The 18,073-nt window shown below is 43.3% G+C and carries 9 protein-coding genes; 5 read left to right on the top strand and 4 right to left on the bottom strand.

Translation table 11 applies throughout. The features are described 5' to 3' along the window. Positions 1–2 precede the first annotated feature (2 nt). Positions 3–2,366 (bottom strand): DUF4347 domain-containing protein, encoded by a 2,364-nt coding sequence (locus tag F6K63_RS06370; RefSeq protein WP_287296800.1) that lies wholly within the window; start codon positions 2,364–2,366, stop codon positions 3–5. 698 nt (positions 2,367–3,064) lie between these two features. Here F6K63_RS06370 and F6K63_RS06365 point away from each other — a divergent pair. Next, on the top strand, positions 3,065–3,838 hold the full coding sequence (locus F6K63_RS06365) for a phytochelatin synthase family protein (RefSeq protein WP_009149408.1): 774 nt from the start codon (positions 3,065–3,067) through the stop codon (positions 3,836–3,838). A gap of 103 nt (positions 3,839–3,941) precedes the next feature. Here F6K63_RS06365 and F6K63_RS06360 read toward each other — a convergent pair whose 3' ends face one another. The 3 genes from F6K63_RS06360 to gntT all read right to left on the bottom strand — a co-directional run bounded on the left by F6K63_RS06360 (position 3,942) and on the right by gntT (position 7,131). After that, the gene (locus F6K63_RS06360; protein ID WP_009149410.1) at positions 3,942–5,420 is read right to left on the bottom strand and encodes a sodium-dependent transporter; all 1,479 of its coding nucleotides are present in this window, start codon (positions 5,418–5,420) and stop codon (positions 3,942–3,944) included. A gap of 114 nt (positions 5,421–5,534) precedes the next feature. Further along, a complete protein-coding gene (locus F6K63_RS06355) occupies positions 5,535–5,774 on the bottom strand; it encodes a hypothetical protein (RefSeq protein ID WP_287266855.1) in 240 nt (79 codons plus the stop codon). A gap of 37 nt (positions 5,775–5,811) precedes the next feature. Next, positions 5,812–7,131 (bottom strand): guanitoxin biosynthesis MATE family efflux transporter GntT, encoded by a 1,320-nt coding sequence (gene gntT, locus F6K63_RS06350; protein WP_287266857.1) that lies wholly within the window; start codon positions 7,129–7,131, stop codon positions 5,812–5,814. Positions 7,132–7,476: 345 nt separating this feature from the next. On the opposite strand from gntT, the gene F6K63_RS06345 reads away from it, so the two are divergent. The 4 genes from F6K63_RS06345 (at position 7,477) to F6K63_RS06330 (ending at position 17,941) form a co-directional block, all read left to right on the top strand. Beyond that, positions 7,477–7,995 carry an ureidoglycolate lyase gene (locus F6K63_RS06345; RefSeq protein WP_009149420.1) on the top strand — a complete coding sequence of 173 codons (519 nt, stop codon included), beginning with the start codon at positions 7,477–7,479 and terminating at the stop codon, positions 7,993–7,995. Positions 7,996–8,302: 307 nt separating this feature from the next. Next, complete coding sequence (locus tag F6K63_RS06340) at positions 8,303–9,673, top strand: P-loop NTPase fold protein (RefSeq protein WP_009149422.1); 1,371 nt, start codon at positions 8,303–8,305, stop codon at positions 9,671–9,673. Continuing rightward, positions 9,652–14,739 carry a WD40 repeat domain-containing protein gene (locus tag F6K63_RS06335; RefSeq protein WP_044494430.1) on the top strand — a complete coding sequence of 1,696 codons (5,088 nt, stop codon included), beginning with the start codon at positions 9,652–9,654 and terminating at the stop codon, positions 14,737–14,739. The genes F6K63_RS06340 and F6K63_RS06335 overlap by 22 nt, the downstream gene beginning before the upstream one ends. 280 nt (positions 14,740–15,019) lie before the next feature. Further along, the gene (locus tag F6K63_RS06330) at positions 15,020–17,941 is read left to right on the top strand and encodes a tetratricopeptide repeat protein (RefSeq protein ID WP_009149426.1); all 2,922 of its coding nucleotides are present in this window, start codon (positions 15,020–15,022) and stop codon (positions 17,939–17,941) included. The last annotated feature ends 132 nt before the right edge of the window (positions 17,942–18,073 follow it).

Raw genomic sequence — 18,073 nt, 5'->3', positions numbered from 1 at the left:
GATTAAAAAATAACATCGTTAACCGTAATCATATTGGCGCTCACACCATTCAATGTAGCTAACGGTTGATTATTTTCAGTTGTGATCCAGGTATTACCATTTTGTTCAAAGATAGAAAGTGACCCAAAGGTTAGATCTCCATCTAATTTCAACAAATCTTGACCATCTTCAAAGTCCTCAATAGTGTTCTTGCCTGCAGTGGACAAGACAAAGATATCTTTTCCAGTGCCACCAGTCAGGATGTTATCTCCTTGACCACCATTGAGGAGGTCGTTACCGCTACCGCCAAAGAGTTTATCTTGACCTTGGCCGCCTAAGAGGGTGTCATTGCCAGCCTCTCCAAATAACTTATCATCACCGCCGCCACCGTCAATAAAATCATCACCTGCTAGACCTTTGGCAATATCTTGACCGGTCAACAGATTGATGGTGTCGTTGTTTGGGGTGAGGGTTAGATTATCGTCGTTGGGGGTTGCTTGTATAGCCTCAAAGGCACCGATGTCGAATCCATTACCTTGAGGACGAGTTACACCACGTTGATCGATCAGTACACCAGCATTAGGATTAGCAGCATCAATGGCTGGGCTGCCATCAAGCAGGGCGTGAGTGAAAGTTGGACCACCGTTATCTTGCAAAGTGGTGTCGATAACTGAGTCAACGGATACACTTAACTCCTCGCTGGCATTGAAACCAGTGCTACCTTGCAGATTGCCAATTAGGTTATTACCTTCACTAGTGAAATTCCCACTCACATCAGCGTTATTCCTAAAAAATCGAACAGTATTATTTCCAGCAATAATACTGTTACTAACTACAAAGGTACCTATTGGCACTGAAACTCCGCCATTAATACCAAAATTATCACCTCCTATATTTCCTGTATTGTTAATGATGGTGCTAAAACTAACATTTGCTGTTGGATTAGATCCAAGCATTATGATACCGCCGCCTCCATCAGCAGATTCATTGCCACTAATGGTGCTATTAATTACCTTTAAGCTACCCCCATTGTAAATACCACCACCCCGAGAAGCCTTATTATTGTTAATAGTGCTGCTATCTATCTCAAGACTTCCACTTGAAAAATTGCGGATACCACCGCCACCTGAGAAGACACCACCAGTAGACCCAAAGCTAGGGTCTTCGTTGCCGCTAACAGTGCTCCCAAATAGTTTCAAGATCCCATTGTTAGCAATGCCAGCACCAGTCCTACCTTTATTATTGCTGATAGTACTGCTATTTAATGTGAGATTTTCTGTGTTAAAGATGCCAGCACCCGTTTCACCAAAGCGACTAATTCGTCCACCAGTAATGGTCAAGTCTTCAATCTCAACATTAATGAGGTTACTACTATTTCCATCGTCAATCCGAAAAACACGGGAGGCATTATTACCACTGACGGTCAACTTGTCTGCTCCCAGACCCTCGATGGTTAGGTCTTTGTCAATCGTTAGTTGACCTTGGGTAAGAATGATGGTTCCACCTGTAAGACTAGAAGCAAAGTTAACAGTCCCTCCAGCACTGATAGAAGCAATTGCCTCTCGCAAGGAAACATCCCCAGGACTCAGGTTGCCATCGTTTTCATCTACCAAAGTGTCTACAGTTAGACTGGCAAAAACTCCTTGATATACCTGCATCAATTCCGGCAAAAATGCTGAATCTACAGCAATCTCAGCCGTACAACATTCTAGATTCCAATCACCACCTAAGGCAGCATTACCCGTGCGGTTCGCAGAAGCAGCAATCTCAGTACCAGTTATTTGGTGGAGTCGTTCCAAAAATTCTGTACCAGCATCGACCGTAGCAACATTGCAGCCGTAGAGGAGAATAGGAGTGGGTGAATCAGTCGTTGACCAAGTTTTTAATTGAGGGGCGTAATAGTTTAAAGTATCTAGACTAAGTTGGCTATTCCCTAAATACAAACATCCCGGTGAACCGTGAGAAACGATGTGGATAGCAGTAATATCAGTGCGTCCTTGCAGAGCCTTGGTAATTTCTTCAACGCCATCCTGTGTAGAGTCCAGGACAATCACCTCAGCTTCGGGTACCGTACCATTAACTAAACTCTGATAATCATCAACCCCTGAGTCAATAAAGACAATAGTGCTAGAGGTTTTGGAGTGACTTCCCAGAACTTTGTGTACCTCAGTCTCCCCAAAGTTCAACGACTTATCGAGATCGTTAAAACTTGCATATTTGATATCAAACATGCTAAAATGCCCCTTTATAATGTGTTGGTTTGTAACAGTAGCCACTGGTGAAATGGCTACTAGTCTCAGCAGTCCTCTAAAATCCCATTGATTACTGTTAGCATCCTGCACATTAGTATTAGTAGGTGGCTGCCATCCACCTACTAATTGTGACAAGTTGCTAACAGCCTCAAGCATTCGATAATAAGGGTTTGACTGATTATAATCTCAACCCAAATTACCAATCAGATATTTAGGATAATATTTGCGACCTCAGATATCCTAACTACAAATCCGGCCAATGTAGGTGAAGCTTTGATGAAGTATCACTGAAGTTTTATTAAATTTCAGTTAAGCAGGGCTTTCACATTTATAGGGCTTACGCATTTGCCCCCTAAATCCCCCAATTATGGGGTACTTTGACATCATTACCCCTCCCGGTGCGCTTTCCGCATCTAATTATTAAATTCGCCACGGGTCGCACCGAAAAATTGGGGGGCTAGGGCGTGTCTTCAAACTCCGAGTACCCCCGTTTCCCTTAAAAAAGGGGGACTTTGAGTATGGCTCCCCCCTTAATAAGGGGGGCTGGGGGGGATCTAATATCTTGCGGAAAACTTTGAAAACACACCCTAGGGGGGCGAAATCCACTTAACTGCGTAAGTCCTGATTTAATCAGATATAGCGTTTGTATTTGATTTGTGAACATACTCCCAAAGGGCAAGAGGCAACAGGCAACAGGCAACAGGCAAGAGTAACCCACCCGACACCTGACGTCAAATTAAAAAACCTACACCCTACACCCTACACCCTGCTCCGAAGTCCCTGCTCCCTAAAACCCAGAGATTTGTACCTCATCAGTATAATAATTGCTAGATATGATTAATCACAACGATGCTAAAAAATCTGCTCAAAAAAATCTACTAAAACTATTCCGTATACCCCTAAAAGCCACTCTAATTGGGTTTTTCCTTATCAATGGAGGATGCTTGGGAGGATGCTTAGCCCAGACAATTCCACTGACCGAAAATCTGATTAACCTCGATTCCGATCACGGCGAACAGTTACTGATGGCAAGCCAAGCCCGAGAAGACTATTTGCCCCTAAGTATTCAGTTTGTGACTCAGGAAAAGCTTACTTACTGTGGAGTAGCTAGTATGGTTATGGTGCTGAATGCTTTATCAATTCAAGCTCCAAAAGCACCCGAATTTAGGACTAACCGCTTCACCCAGAAGAATGTTTTGAATGCCAAAACTGAGCAAGTGCGCATGGCTGAGGTGATTGCTCGTCGGGGCATGACTTTGGAACAATTAGCAGGATTATTGGAAACTTATCCAGTTAGAGCAGAGGTTTACCATGGTGGTGATTTGACCCTGGATGAGTTTCGCAACATAGTGGTGAAGAATTTGCAAGAAGCGGAAAATTTTGTCTTAGTCAATTACTCACGCAAAGCCATTGCTCAGAAAGGTCCGGGACATATTTCTCCTTTAGCTGCCTACAACCAAGAAGCAGACCGTTTTCTGATCCTAGATGTCTCTCGTTACAAATATCCTCCGGTCTGGGTCAAGGCTGAAGAATTGTGGCAAGCAATGGCGACTAAGGATTCAGAGTCTAAAAAGACACGGGGGTTTGTGCTGGTGAGTCCCCGTTGATTGTCAAATTGATGGCATTTTCATTAATCTATCAATATTGAGGTTTATTTTAAGCTGACAGCTGACAGCTGACAGCTGAAGGCTTACAAATTAATCATTAAAATTAATCGGTTCTCCCATTGATCAATGTTTTGTCTGTGACCAGCAAAGACAAGAAAATAAGTAATGGCAAAAACACAATTGCCCAGCCAAGTCCTAAAGCCCAGGCTGGGTATCCTTCATAGGGAGTCCTAATATCTTTTGAAAACTGGGTTGCTAGCAAAGCGACTAAAGCCATAGGAATCAGGTATTTTATAGAAAAATTCCACCATTTACCAACCGTCCAATCACTAACTTGGTTCATGTATCGTCGCAGCTTTTCTGCACCATACACCCATCCCACTAGGATAGATTGGAAAATAGCTACCAACATCAAGTTATAGTTAGTAACAAAATGATCTACAATATCTAAAATGTATAATCCAGCTCTGGTAGTGTAAATAATTCCAGCAATAAATCCCCCTAGACAAACCCCAATTGAAACCTTAGCAACATTTCCCTGTTGTTGTTTGTCGAGGATAGTCGCATTCAAAGCTTCTACTAGGGAAAAAGCGCTGTCGATGCCTAGGGAAAGCAGCATCACAAAAAACAGCAGACTGAACAGCCAAGGCAAGGGCATTAAGCTTAAAGCTTCCGGAAAAACCACAAACGCTAGACCCGGACCAGAAGCAGCCAGCTCTGCCAAGGGGGTGTTGGTAACTCCTGCCATATATCCCAAAATTCCGAACACCACAAAACCGGCAAATAAGCTGATACCACTGTTGATCAAGGCAGTTAACCAGGTATCTTTAGCAATGTCATCCTCTGAGTTCTTGTAGCTAGCATAAGTCACCATAATTCCAAATCCCAGAGATAAGGTAAAGAAAATTTGTGAGAATGCAGCTGTCCAAACTTCGGGGTCAACTAATGCACTCCAAACCGGAGTAAGATACAGTTTCCAGCCATTGAGGAAACCTGGTAAAGTTACTGCTCGTAATAGCAATACCCCCAGTAAAATAATCGGAAGTGGCACGCTGTAGACAACGACTTTGCCCACACTGGTCGTGCCTTTCCAAACACAGAAATAAATCAAGACCCAGACTACAAGTAGAGACCATAAGATTGGCCAGTTGATACCACCTAATACGTTGACCCCATCACTGATTTGCAGAACACTATCAAAGAAGTAGCTTTTAGCATCACTCGACCACTTGACCCCAAAGGATGCCAGAAAGTAAATCAAGCTCCAGCCCATGACAACTGCATAATAGGAGACAATGATAAAGGCTGACATCAGGGCAAACAGACCGAGACTGCCGAAATTGGGGTGTAATTTCCTAAATGAGCCTATGGCTCCCCGTTGCATTTTTTGTCCTACCGCAAATTCCAGCATCAACAGTGGAACCCCAATTAGGACTAAAGCGATCAGGTAAGGCACTAGAAATGCTCCCCCACCGTATTTCCCAGCTAGGTAGGGAAAGCGCCACACATTCCCTAAGCCAACTGCAGAACCTACTGCTGCGAGGAGAAATACTGTTCTTGAAGCCCAACGTTGACGAGCCATCTACAATTCCCTCTATCTTGATAGTTCATGCTTCATACTTCATCCTTGATACTTCATCTTTTACAATTCATGCTTCATACTTCATACTTCTTTAAATTATTGTCATCGGTTTGCTTATTCCATCACAGGTTTTAGGGAGTAGGGAGTAGGGAGTAGGGAGTAGGGAGTAGGGAATAGAAAAAAAATTATCTGTATCTCATTACTATGAGAAACTTTTATAGCGTTTCTCGCAGTTATAATATAGAGTCTTCTTTGACGTTGATTTCCTATCTTGATGCAGCGGATCGCTATTCCCTGTTCCCTGTTCCCTGTTCCCTGTTCCCTGTTCCCTGTTCCCTGTTCCCTAAAACCCAAAAAATTTGTACCTCACCTAATTGAAAAACCATATATTTCACTTCAACGTGCTTGGTAACTTTACGCCCAGTACTATCGCTCTTCCTGCCATAAACAAGGATAAAGCTAACCAAAGAAGATGAACACTTTGAAACTGCCAAGACGCCACAGCCATAGGGACAAATCCCACCACCAAGGCGATTACGGTAGAATTACGTAAGGTCTGTCCTGCAGCTAAGCCCAGAAAATAACCATCCAGCATAAACGCAATGGAACCAAATCCTAACACCAACAGTAACCAAGGAATATAGACAGTAATAGATTCGATCACCTCAGTGTGGTTTGTTAACAGCCCAAAGAGTGTCTGGGGAAACAGGATAAACAGGAAAGCAAAGTTAAGTCCCAATAGCAAACTGCTTCCTCCGACAATTTTCAATAAAGGGACTAACTGCTCTTTTGCTCCCTGACCTTGTAAATTACCCGTCAGAGTTTCCGTAGCAAATGCCAATCCATCAATAAAATAAACAGCCAAGCTGAACACCTCTAGTATCAAAGCATTTTCCGCCAAGATTGTGGTACCAAGAGCTGAGCTCAAATTGGTAAAAATAGACAAGGTAAAAAGAATCGCTAAGCTTCTGATAAAAAGATTACTATTTAGGGTAAAAGTAGCTTTTATATCCAACAAGTTCCAAATTCGTTTGGCTACTGCTCTTAGCTCTTGCCACTTTATTTCTTGGCTAACTAAAACTATGCCCACTAAAACCATCACGTATTGACTAACTGCTACGGATAATCCAGCGCCAGTGCTTTCCCAACCCCACCGAATAATAGTAAAGTAATCGCAAACTATATTAGCGGTGTTACCGATAATGGACAGCAGCAAAACCTTACCACTCATTTCTCTACCGAGAAACCAACCAATCAGTACGAAATTGAGTAATGTTGCAGGAGCTCCCCAAATCCGAGCATTAAAATAAGCAATACCGGAAAATTTGACATCTGGTGTAGCACTTAACAAAGCAAATCCAAGCTCTCTGAGAGGATACTGTAAACTTAAGATAACTACACCTAAAATCAGAGCAATTAAGCCATTACGAAGTCCCACCAGCAACATAGCATCTCGGTCATTTCCTCCGACAGCTTGAGCGGTTATCCCAGTAGTTCCCATCCGTAAAAAAGCCAAACTATTGTAGATTAAGTTAAACAGGATGGTGGCGAGAGCGACTCCAGCTAAGTGGCGGATTTGATCTAAATGACCTAAGAAAGCCACGCTGATTAAACCCGCAAGGGGTATCATGAGAGTAGAAAGAATATTGATGATCGCCAGTTTCCAGAAGCGATAGACCACATTGTCTTGGTTTGAGCAAGTAAAAGTCATCAATTTATCTTAAAATTTCAGGCATGATTTAGTGTAAAATTAAGGATTTTATACCTTTAAAAAAAGGTTAGCTTAGTGGCTTTATCAAGTCGATACTATAGAGGATAATATTTTTATATCCCGAGATTAATATAGATATAATTATCGACTATAATATAAAGAATTACGACGACCATAACCCTAAAGATGAAACTGATGATTTTTTTGATGTTTTTTTTAAAATTACCTATACAAGGATACCATAAAGGAAAAGTAAAGACTAGTTGCCAGAGTAACAGCAAGGCACCTGGACAAGCTAAAATCAATAAGCTGTTAATTCTTAACTACTGACGGCGGAGGCTGAGGATGAGTAAAGTCAAGACGATTCAAAAACTATACGCGGAATGGGTGACATCAGAGAACTTTCAGCCCTACGGTCAAGTCATCTTTGCAAGTGTTGACGGCAAACCCTATGATCAAGATGATGCTCAGTTAAACCTCGAAAATGGGACATCCCGGTTTTATATCATGCGGCTACACCACAAAGGTCGTAAGTTTGATAAAATTACTCGTCATGTCCAATGTACTCAGTGTCTCGGTTCTCTAGAAGGGAAAGACTGGTTCATGGCTGTAGCTCCTCCCAATCAGGATGACCAACCAGTTTTAGAGGATATTGCGGCTTTTCGGATTCCAGGTAACTGCTTTATTAAATTAGAAGTAGGAACTTGGCACGCTGGTCCCTATTTTGACCAGGAATTTATAGATTTCTACAATTTGGAACTTGCTGATACCAATGTCGTCGATCATTTTACCCATGATTTTCTAGACAGCCATCAGTTACAGTTTGAAATTGTTATAGCAAAGGGAGTAGGGAGTAGGGAGTAGGGAGTAGGGAGTAGGGAGTAGGGAATATGGCCTAAAATAATGATCACAATTCCTACACTGATACCTAGAGTGAGTGATAATATAGAAGGGGGAATTACCAGCAATTACTAATACCATAATTATTCATATAAGCCAAAATAACTAAGCCAAAATAACTAATGACTAATATTATTGGAGATCGAATCAGTTATCAAATAATCAAATATTATGACTTTTACCTGTTCCCGATTCCCGATTCCCGATTCCCGATTCCCTACCTTGACAGGTAAATTTTAAACTTGGTGATGAAAAATAAAAAAGGAAACCTATGACAGTAAACATACAAAAATTATATAAAGCCTGTAATCCCAGCAAAACGTTAACGGTCGATCAGCCGGAAGACTGTAAGTATTATATCGATTTTTCCTCAGTGCGAGGGGGCAAGATCATTGAAGAGTTGAAGGATAATATCACTTTCTTCTCCATGGATGAGCCGACCTGCGAGCTATTTACTGGACATATTGGTTGTGGTAAGTCTACGGAGTTACTGCGACTGAAAGCCGAATTGGAGGAAGCTGACTTTCACGTGGTCTATTTTGAATCTTCTCAAGACTTGGAAATGGGAGATGTAGATGTCGGGGACATCTTACTCGCTATTGCCCGTCGCGTCAGTGAAAGCTTAGACAAAATTAAGCTAGGTGAACCGAAAGGCTTTAAAAAATTACTGGCAGGTGCGGCTAAACTGTTGCTCACTGAAATTGAATTAAGCGGTAGGGTAGGAGTTCCTGGGATTGGTGAGGTTGGAGTAGACACTGAGGGGGCGGTTTCCCTAGCAGTTGGGATTGGTGAGATTACGGCTAAGGCTAAGGATAGCCCGGATCTGCGCAGTCGCTTACGGCAATATCTCGAACCTCAAACCAATCGGTTGTTAGAAGTGATTAACCAAGAGTTGCTCGAACCTGCGATCGCAAACCTCCAAAAACTTGGGAAACAAGGGCTAGTGGTGATTGTAGATAACCTCGATCGGGTGGACGCTTCCCAGAAGCCTTGGGGACGTGATCAGCCGGAATATCTATTTGTGGATCGCGGAGCCCAGTTAAAGGGGTTACACTGTCATGTGGTCTACACCATGCCCCTAGCGCTACGATTTTCTAATGACTATAGTGCCTTGACTCAGCGCTTTGTGGTAGATCCCAAAGTGTTACCAATGGTACCGGTAAAGTTACGAGATGGTACTCCCCATGAACAGGGCATGGCACTGCTGCGACAAATGGTACTGGCGAGAGCCTTTCCTAATTTAGAGCCTGTGGAGCGTCTTGCTAGAGTAAAAGAGGTGTTCGACTCCCCTGACACTTTAGATCGCCTGTGTTACGCTAGCGGGGGTCATGTGCGGAATTTGCTCCGGTTTCTCAGTACCTGGATCAAGAAAGAAAGACGATTACCTCTGTCTCAAGGCATGTTAGAAAATGTAATTCGAGACCGGCGCAATGAACTAACCCTACCCATCTCAGATGATGAGTGGGAACTATTGTGTCACGTCGCTAAACATAAAAAGGTAGTTGGAGATGAAGGTTACCAACTCTTGATCCGCAGCATGTTCGTCTATGAGTACCGAGACCAAGATGGGTCTTGGTTTGACGTTAATCCCATTTTGGCAGAAGCGGAAGGATTCAAATCATGCCTAGCTTATACCGCGTAGAAGATGCGGATGCCTACAACAACAATTCAATGCAGGAACTCGCCTGGGCAATGGAGACGTCCCAAGGGGAGTTTTCCCTGATTTTAGCCCGCCGCAACTATGAAGCTTTACAGGATTACATTGTGCGGAAGTTGCGGCAAGTCTGTGCTATTGAGTTCCAGGAAATATACCTGAACCAGTCGGTTAAGGTGAAGAGTCTCTATACCACTATCTTGGAGGAGCTAGGGGATGAACAGCCAGCTGCCGTGATGGTCTTTGGTTTAGAGTCCCTGAGCAACCTGGAGCAAGTACTAATCACTACCAACCAAGTACGGGAGGAGTTTCGCAAGCATTGCCCCTTCCCTCTAGTGTTATGGGTAAATGACGAGGTATTGGAAACGCTAATTCGGTTTGTGCCGGATTTAGAGAGTTGGGCAACAACCACAAATTTTGTCCTCTCCTCAAATCACTTGATTGAAGCTCTAGCAGAGCGAGAGAGTTATTTATTTACTCGTATTTTGGATGCCGGTGGGGATCAGTTCCTACCCAATACCGCTATTTTTGGTTCCAGCTATTGCCGAGAATTGGACTCAGCTTTGAGGGATTTGCAAACTCGTGGAGATGTCTTAGAAATAACCCAAGAAGCTAGTTTGCCATTTGTGCTTGGTCGAGAAGCTTATATTAATGGTCAGATCGATCAGGCGTTAGAGTATTATCAGCAAAGTTTAGCATTTTGGCAGCAGGAATCTAGGAGCTGGGAAACACAACAACAGGAAACACAACAGCAGAGTAGTTTCCCCTCCCGACTAGGTCAAGCTACCCCAATATCTCCTTACCTCCGGACGTTGTCAAAGGAGCCCTCAACCCCTTCATCCCCTCAACCCCTCACCCCTTCACCACGAGAACGTCAAGCTCTACTGCTGTTTCATATCGGTTTGTGTTATCTGAACCTGGCTGAACTCAATCGATCCCAAAGTCGTCACCACTGGATCACAGCCAGAGGGTATTTTCAAAAGTGTATCGATACATTTGAACAAGCAAAACGCCCAGATTTAATTGCCAAGTTTATTACTAAACTTGGCGAAACCCTACAACGACTGGAAGCTTGGAAAGACTTACAAGGTCTGGCGCAACGCTCCCTGGTACTGCACAGAACCTATGGCAATCCACTGCAACTGTCTCAAGATTATGGATTTATCGCTGCAGTCGCCCTTCAAGACTGCCGTTGGATGGGCGCTCAGCAAGCAGCTAGGAAAGCTTTAGAACTTCTGACACGGTTAACTAATACCTCTGGACAGTATCAGATGTCCTATCTACTGCTTCTGGCTCAAGCGAAGCGGCATTTGGGTCTCTCGGAAGAGGCGATCACTATCCTGGAAAGGGCTAAGGAAACCGGTCCGATGGATTCTCCACAACTTTATATTCGCATTTTGGAAAAATTGCGGACGCTTTATTTCCGGCAAAAGCAGTATCTAGAAGCCTTTCGGGTCAAACAAGAACGATTCTCCGTTGAGCAGCAATATGGTTTCCGTGCCTTTATCGGACCTGGTCGGCTTAAACCTCATCTACGCCAAAGTTCTACCTTACTCCTAGAGCAGGAAACCCCTGCTGAGGAAATCACTGCTTCTGTACGTCAGAACGATGTAGAGCGCTTAGTGGAACGTATTGGCAGCACCCAGCACAAACTGACAGTGATTTATGGTCAGTCAGGGGTAGGTAAGAGTTCTGTCCTAGAAGCTGGATTAGTCCCCACTCTCAAAACTAAGGTAATTGGAACCCGTGATGTCGTACCAATTTTGGTAAGGGTTTATACCGATTGGGTCAGGGAAGTCTGGAAATCCTTAGCATCTTCACCGTTAAAAGTTGACCAGTTTAACCTTGAGAGTTCTTCTGTGTTGAACGTTGACCAGTTGAACGGTGAAGGTTCTTCTCAGTTGAAGGTTGACCGGTTGAAGGTTGTTCGCGAAGCGTGGCCGAAAGGCCAAGGTTCACAGCAGTATTCTAACCTGCAACCGGCAACCCAAACTAACCTGCAACCAGCCACCCAAACTAACCTGCAACCAGCCACCCTTTTAGAGCAATTGCGACAAAATGAACATCGCAATTTGCTAACCGTACTGATTTTTGACCAGTTTGAAGAGTTTTTCTTTATTTGGGAGAATCATACTGAAAGAAAACGCTTCTTTGATTTTTTCCGGGAGTGTCTTCAGATTCCTTTCGTCAAGGTTATATTGTCATTACGGGAAAATGATTTGTATTTTTTGTTGCAGGGAATTCGTCATCAAAATTTTGATTCAATCAACAATAATATTCTCAATAAAAATATTCTTTATTATTTAGGTAATTTCTCCCTAGAGGATGCTAAATCTATTATTCAACGACTAACCGAGCGCTCTCAAGTTTATTTAGAAGAAGCCTTAGTCAATACGTTAGTGCAAGAACTAGGTAGTAGTGAAGGAGAAGTTCGTCCCATTGAATTACAAATCGTAGGAGCTCAACTACAGACTGAAGGAATTACTACCCTAGCTCATTATCGGAGAAAAGGTCCTAAAGAAAAATTGGTGCAGCGTTACCTGCAAGAAGTGATCGCAGATTGTGGCTCCGAAAATGAAAAAGCTGCTGAACTTATCTTGTATTTACTCACCGAAGAAAATAACACGCGCCCGCCTAAAACCCGCCAGGATTTGGAAAAAGATTTAAACGCCTTGGCAGTGGATTTAGCGATAGAAAAAATAGACCAGTTAGATTTAGTCTTAAATATCCTGGTCGAATCAGGATTAGTGGTGCTCTTACGAGAAAGTCCCCTTAACCGCTATCAATTGGTTCATGATTATCTAGTTTCTGTGATTCGCCAGCAGCAAGATAGCGAATTACTCGCCAAACTTAAAAAAGCCCAAGAGCAACATCGGCTTTCTCAAGCCCAGTTACAGAAGTCGAAGATAGCACTCACCGGCTCTATTGCTCTAGTTGGTATGTTAGCGATCTCAACCCTCTCTGCCGCTATATTTTGGGCGCAAGCTAGAAACAACGAAATCAGAGCTTTGATTAAATCCTCAGAAGCCCTTTACGGTTCCAATAGTCATGCCCTGGATCCACTAAAAGATGCCTTAGAGGCAGGAAAAAAACTCAAGTGGTCAGTTGGGGTAAGCTCTGACACTAAGGATATAGCGATGAGTTCTCTACAGCAAGCCTTTTATGGGGTTAGAGAGCGCAACCGCTTAGAAGGTCATAATGATACAGTCAACAATGTTAGTTTCAGTCCCGACGGTGAGCTAATTGCTACGGCTAGTTCCGACAATGTCAAAATCTGGTCCAAGGAAGGGAAAGAACTCTACACGTTAGCAGGAAAGCATAAACATAAGGATGAAATCAGAAGTGTTACCTTCAGTCCTGATGGAAAGTTGATTGCCACGGCTAGTAAAGATAAAACTGTTAAAGTCTGGCAACGGAATGGTAAGTATATTCAAACCCTGACAGGGCATACCGGTTGGGTTTGGAGCGTGCGTTTTAGCCCTGATCTCAAAAGCCTTGCTGCTTCTAGCGAGGATGGAAGAGTTATCATCTGGAGCCTCGAAGGCAAAAAACCCCAAATCTTCAAAGCCCATGATAAAGCAGTGCTCAGTATTAGTTTCAGCCCCGATAGCAAGGTGCTGGCAACTGGTAGTTTTGACAACACGGTTAAACTCTGGCGTAGAGACAGGAATGGCTTGTACAAGAGAAAGCCTCTAACCATACAAGCCCATGAGGATGCGGTTTTCAGCGTCAGTTTCAGTCCCAAAGGTAAACTGATTGCTACTGGTAGTAAGGATAAGACTGTCAAACTCTGGAAAATGGACGGTACTCGGTATCAGACATTGGGAAATGATGACCATGAAAGTCATCAAAGTACTGTGACTAGCATCACTTTCAGTCCGGACGGTCAGACCCTTGCTAGCGCTAGTGCTGACAACACCGTTAAACTTTGGAATCGAAATGGCAAGCTACTGGAAACCCTTACCGGTCATGAAAGTACCGTATGGAGCGTTAATTTCAGCCCCGACAGCCAGACCCTTGCTAGCGCTAGTGCTGACAACACCGTTAAACTTTGGAGTCGATACGGTAATGAACTCCCTATTCCCACAGGGGAAGAGAATACCGTTTTCAGCGTCAGTTATAGCCCCGACGGTCAGACTATTGCTACGGCTAGTAAGAACAACACTATCCAACTCTGGAGCTTAAATGGTCAATTGCAGCGAACTCTGACTGGTCATACCGATTGGGTGTGGGGTGTTAGTTTCAGCCCTGATGGTAAAACTATTGCTAGCGCTAGTGCTGACAAGACTGCCAAACTCTGGAATAAGAATGGTAAGTTACTGCACACCCTATCTGGTCATGAGAAAGTGGTTAGGAGTATCACTTTCAGTCCCGATGGTAAAATTATCGCTACGGCTAGTCGGGACAACACAGTTAAACTCTGGAATCAGAATGGTATCCTGATTAGAACTCTGACTGGTCATACAAATTGGGTAAATAGCGTCACATTCAGTCCTGATGGTGAGACTCTTGCTACGGCTAGTGCTGCTACGGCTAGTTCTGACCCAACCGTCAAACTCTGGAATGTTAGTGATGGCAAGGAACTGAAATCTTTCGATGGTCATACCGATTGGGTTTTTAGCGTTCGTTTCAGCCCTGATGGTAAAACCCTGGCCTCTGCTAGCAGGGATAAGACGGTTAAACTCTGGAATGTTAGTGATGGTGAGGAACTAACATCTCTTGATGGTCATCAGAATACCGTCTGGAGTGTGGTATTTAGCCCCGATGGTGAAACCATTGCTACAGCTAGTGCTGACCAAACTGTCAAGGTTTGGAACAGGAAAGGTAAACAACTTCAAACCTTTTATGGCCATGATGATGGTGTAGTTAGCCTCAGTTTTAGTCCCGATGGCCAGACTATTGCATCATCAGATTCATCTGCTAGAGTAATTATATGGAATTTAGACAATATCCGACATCCTGATCAACTACAGTCCCTTGCTTGCGATTGGCTACAGGATTATCTGAAGCACAATACTAATGTCAATAAGGGGGAGCGTCGTTGGTGTCGTTAGTGGGTGAGTGCTGAGTCCTGATTCCGTGAGAAGCAGTCTGGCATGGGATGGCAAACCACTATGGCAATTTTCATAATTGTTAGGTAGTAGTGTTAGATAGTGTTAGGTAGTGTTAGGTATTAGGTGTTACTACTTAACACTTAATCAGATCATGACTAATCACAAAAAAATCACAAAAAATTGCCATTTTGCTACCAGGATAGAATTTAATTTCCTGATAACATAATTACCTCACTTGCTGGCATACGCACTTGCTGGCATAAGCAATATCCTTAAAATCATGATTAACTCACCCCTACTCGAGCCTGTAGCTACTCACCACCGGGATGCTGTAGAAGAACTAGCCTGGGCAATAGCTGCTAGTGAGGGACAGTTTTTACTGATGTTAGCACACTGTAATTATGCCAAGTGGCGTAAGCGAGTGGTGCGCAGGCTACACAAAATTTCTTCTGTCCCAATCCGGGAAGTATTCCTAGACCAATCTGCTTGTACACTCTACACCACCCTCCGACAGGAAATCGGGGAGGAACAGCCAGCAGCCTTGATGGTGTTTGGTTTAGAGTCAGTCACGGACCTTGATGAACTGTTAATCGCCACTAACCAAGTTAGAGAAGAGTTTCGCAAAAATTTCCAGTTTCCATTAGTGTTGTGGATTAACGATGAGGTACTGTGTAAGCTGATTCGCATCACACCAGATTTTCACAGTTGGGCAACAACGGTTATGTTTGAAATCCCAACCTCAAGACTAATTCGCAACCTACAACAAAAAGCCAATTCTTTATTTACCAAAGTCTTGGAATTAGGTGCCAGTGAAATTTTCCCCAATGATGCTATCTTAGGTGCTGGTTATACTACGGAAATTAAGTTTGCCTTACGGGATTTGGAAAGTGGGAACCACGAGTTGCCACCAGAGTTGCTAGCCAGTCTTAACTTTGTCTGGGGTCGAGAGGCTTATGGATTGGGCAAGATTGATGTTGCTATTACCCACTATCAGAAAAGTTTAGAATTCTGGCAACAGGAACCCCGCAAGCAGGAGAGCAAGCCAGAAAACAACGGTGAGATTCTCCCTGGACTTGGTCTGCCTACCTTCATATCCCGTAAACCCATTACCCCTCCACGTCGCGAGCGACAAGCAGTTATCCTGTTTCACCTAGGATTATGCTATTGCGATCAGGCTAAGCAGTATCCACCGGGAGACCCTAGCTATCGAGAAAATTGGCACAAGGCTAAAGAGTATTTAGAGCAGTGTATGGTGGTGTTCGAGCAAGAGCAACGACCGGATTTAGTGGCTAAGTTGATTAATCAACTCGGTGAGATACTGCAATCTCTGGAAGCCTGGGACGATTTGGCAAGTCTAGCTACAAAGTCTCTAGCACTACACAGAACCTACTCTGCTCCTGTTCAACTGGCTCAGGATTATGGATTTATAGCAAAAGTGGCGCTACACAAATCCCGCTGGCAGGAAGCTTACACAAACGCAATATATGCCAATGTAATTATAACAAAAGTCACAGAAGAACAGGGTGTTGCCCACCATAGGGAAGATTTGTTGGCCTATGCAGCAGAGGGAAGAGGGGGAAGTAAAAAATTGTCCTATTATCCCCCAAGTATCCAAGCCCAAGAACAGCAACAGTACCCTAGCTATCAGGAAAATTCTGCTTTATCTTGCCTCAATGGAGTAGTTAAAATAGATAAACAGATTATAAATAAATATACAAATAAATCTCCCGTTGGTCGCTATCTGTTACTTCTGGCTCAAGCGCAACAACACTTGGGTCAACATTCCGAAGCGATTAGCCATCTGGAACGGGCTAGGGAGTTAGGGATTCAGGATGACCCGAAACTCTACCTGGAAATCCTGGAAACTCTCGGAACCCTCTACTGGCAACAAAAACGATATCAAGCAGCATTTAGATTAAAACAAGAACGGCTTGCGATCGCACAACAGAATGGTTTACTTGCTTTTATCGGTGCAGGTAAACTCAAATCCTCCCAACAGAATCAGTTAGCACAGAATCAGTTACCACAGAATCACTTAGCACAGACAAAGAGTAAAGGTAGCGCTACCGTATATCAGGCCATGACTGCTTCCGATTGGCAACACAAAGTAAAAGAGCTAGTGCAACGCATTGCCAGCACCCAGCACAAACTAACTGTAATTTATGGTCAAGCTGGAGTGGGCAAGAGTTCCTTACTAGAAGCTGGGCTAATCCCTGCCCTAAAACAACAACCCATTGGTAACCGTAATGTAGTCCCAATTAGATTGAAGGTTTACACTGACTGGGTCACAGAGCTGGGTCAACGTATCCTAGAGTCGAAGGGTGAAGGTTATTCACCGTTGAAGGTTGAAAGTTTAAAGGTTGAAGGTTTAAAGCTTGAAGGTTTAAAGGTTGAAGGTTATAAAAACAACTTTGAACTGGTTACTATTCTAGATCAGTTGCAAAAAAATCAACGGCGAAACCAGATAAACATCCTGATTTTTGACCAATTTGAAGAGTTTTTCTTTGCTTGCCGAGAGCCAGCTGAACAAAAACGCTTCTTTGAATTTTTCCGTGACTGTCTTAATATTCCCTATCTCAAAGTCATCCTGTGTTTACGGGAGGATTATCTACACCTATTATTAAAGTGCGCTCGTCAGGTAGATTTGGATGCCATTAATAATGATATTCTTAATAAAGGTATCCTTTATTATGTCGGGAATTTTTCTCCAGACGAGGCAAAATCGATTATTTATAATCTAACCACTAAAGCTAAATTTTACCTAGAGGATGCATTACTCGATGAGTTGGTAAACGACCTAGCTAAGAATGAACCAGTGGGAGAAGTAAGCCCGATTGAATTACAGATAGTGGGAGTGCAACTGCAAACTGAGCAAATCACTACCTTAGCAGCTTATCGACAAAACGGATCAAAAGAAAAGCTAGTGGAGCGCTATTTAGAAGGGGTTGTTTCTGATTGTGGTTCAGAAAACCAAAACGCGGCTTGGAAAATTTTGGGTTTGTTAACGGATAAGCATGGTACTCGACCATTCCGAACAAAAGATGACTTAGGAGCAGAGTTACAATTATCCACTGACCAGTTAGATTTTATCCTAGAGCTATTGGTCAAATCAGGTTTAGTCATGAAATGGCAGCAAGAACCAGAAGCTCAATATCAACTGATGTATGATTATTTAGTTGAGCCGATTCGTAGGCGTTGCTGATTGTAAGCTATCAGCTATCAGCTATCAGCTATCAGCTATCAGCTATCAGCTATCAGCTATCAGCTATCAGCTATCAGCTATCAGCTATCAGCTATCAGCTATCAGCTATCAGCTATCAGCTATCAGCTATCA

The organism is Moorena sp. SIO1G6 (assembly GCF_010672795.1).
Taxonomy (GTDB): domain Bacteria; phylum Cyanobacteriota; class Cyanobacteriia; order Cyanobacteriales; family Coleofasciculaceae; genus Moorena; species Moorena producens.
This window is presented reverse-complemented; position numbering and strand designations above follow the sequence as displayed.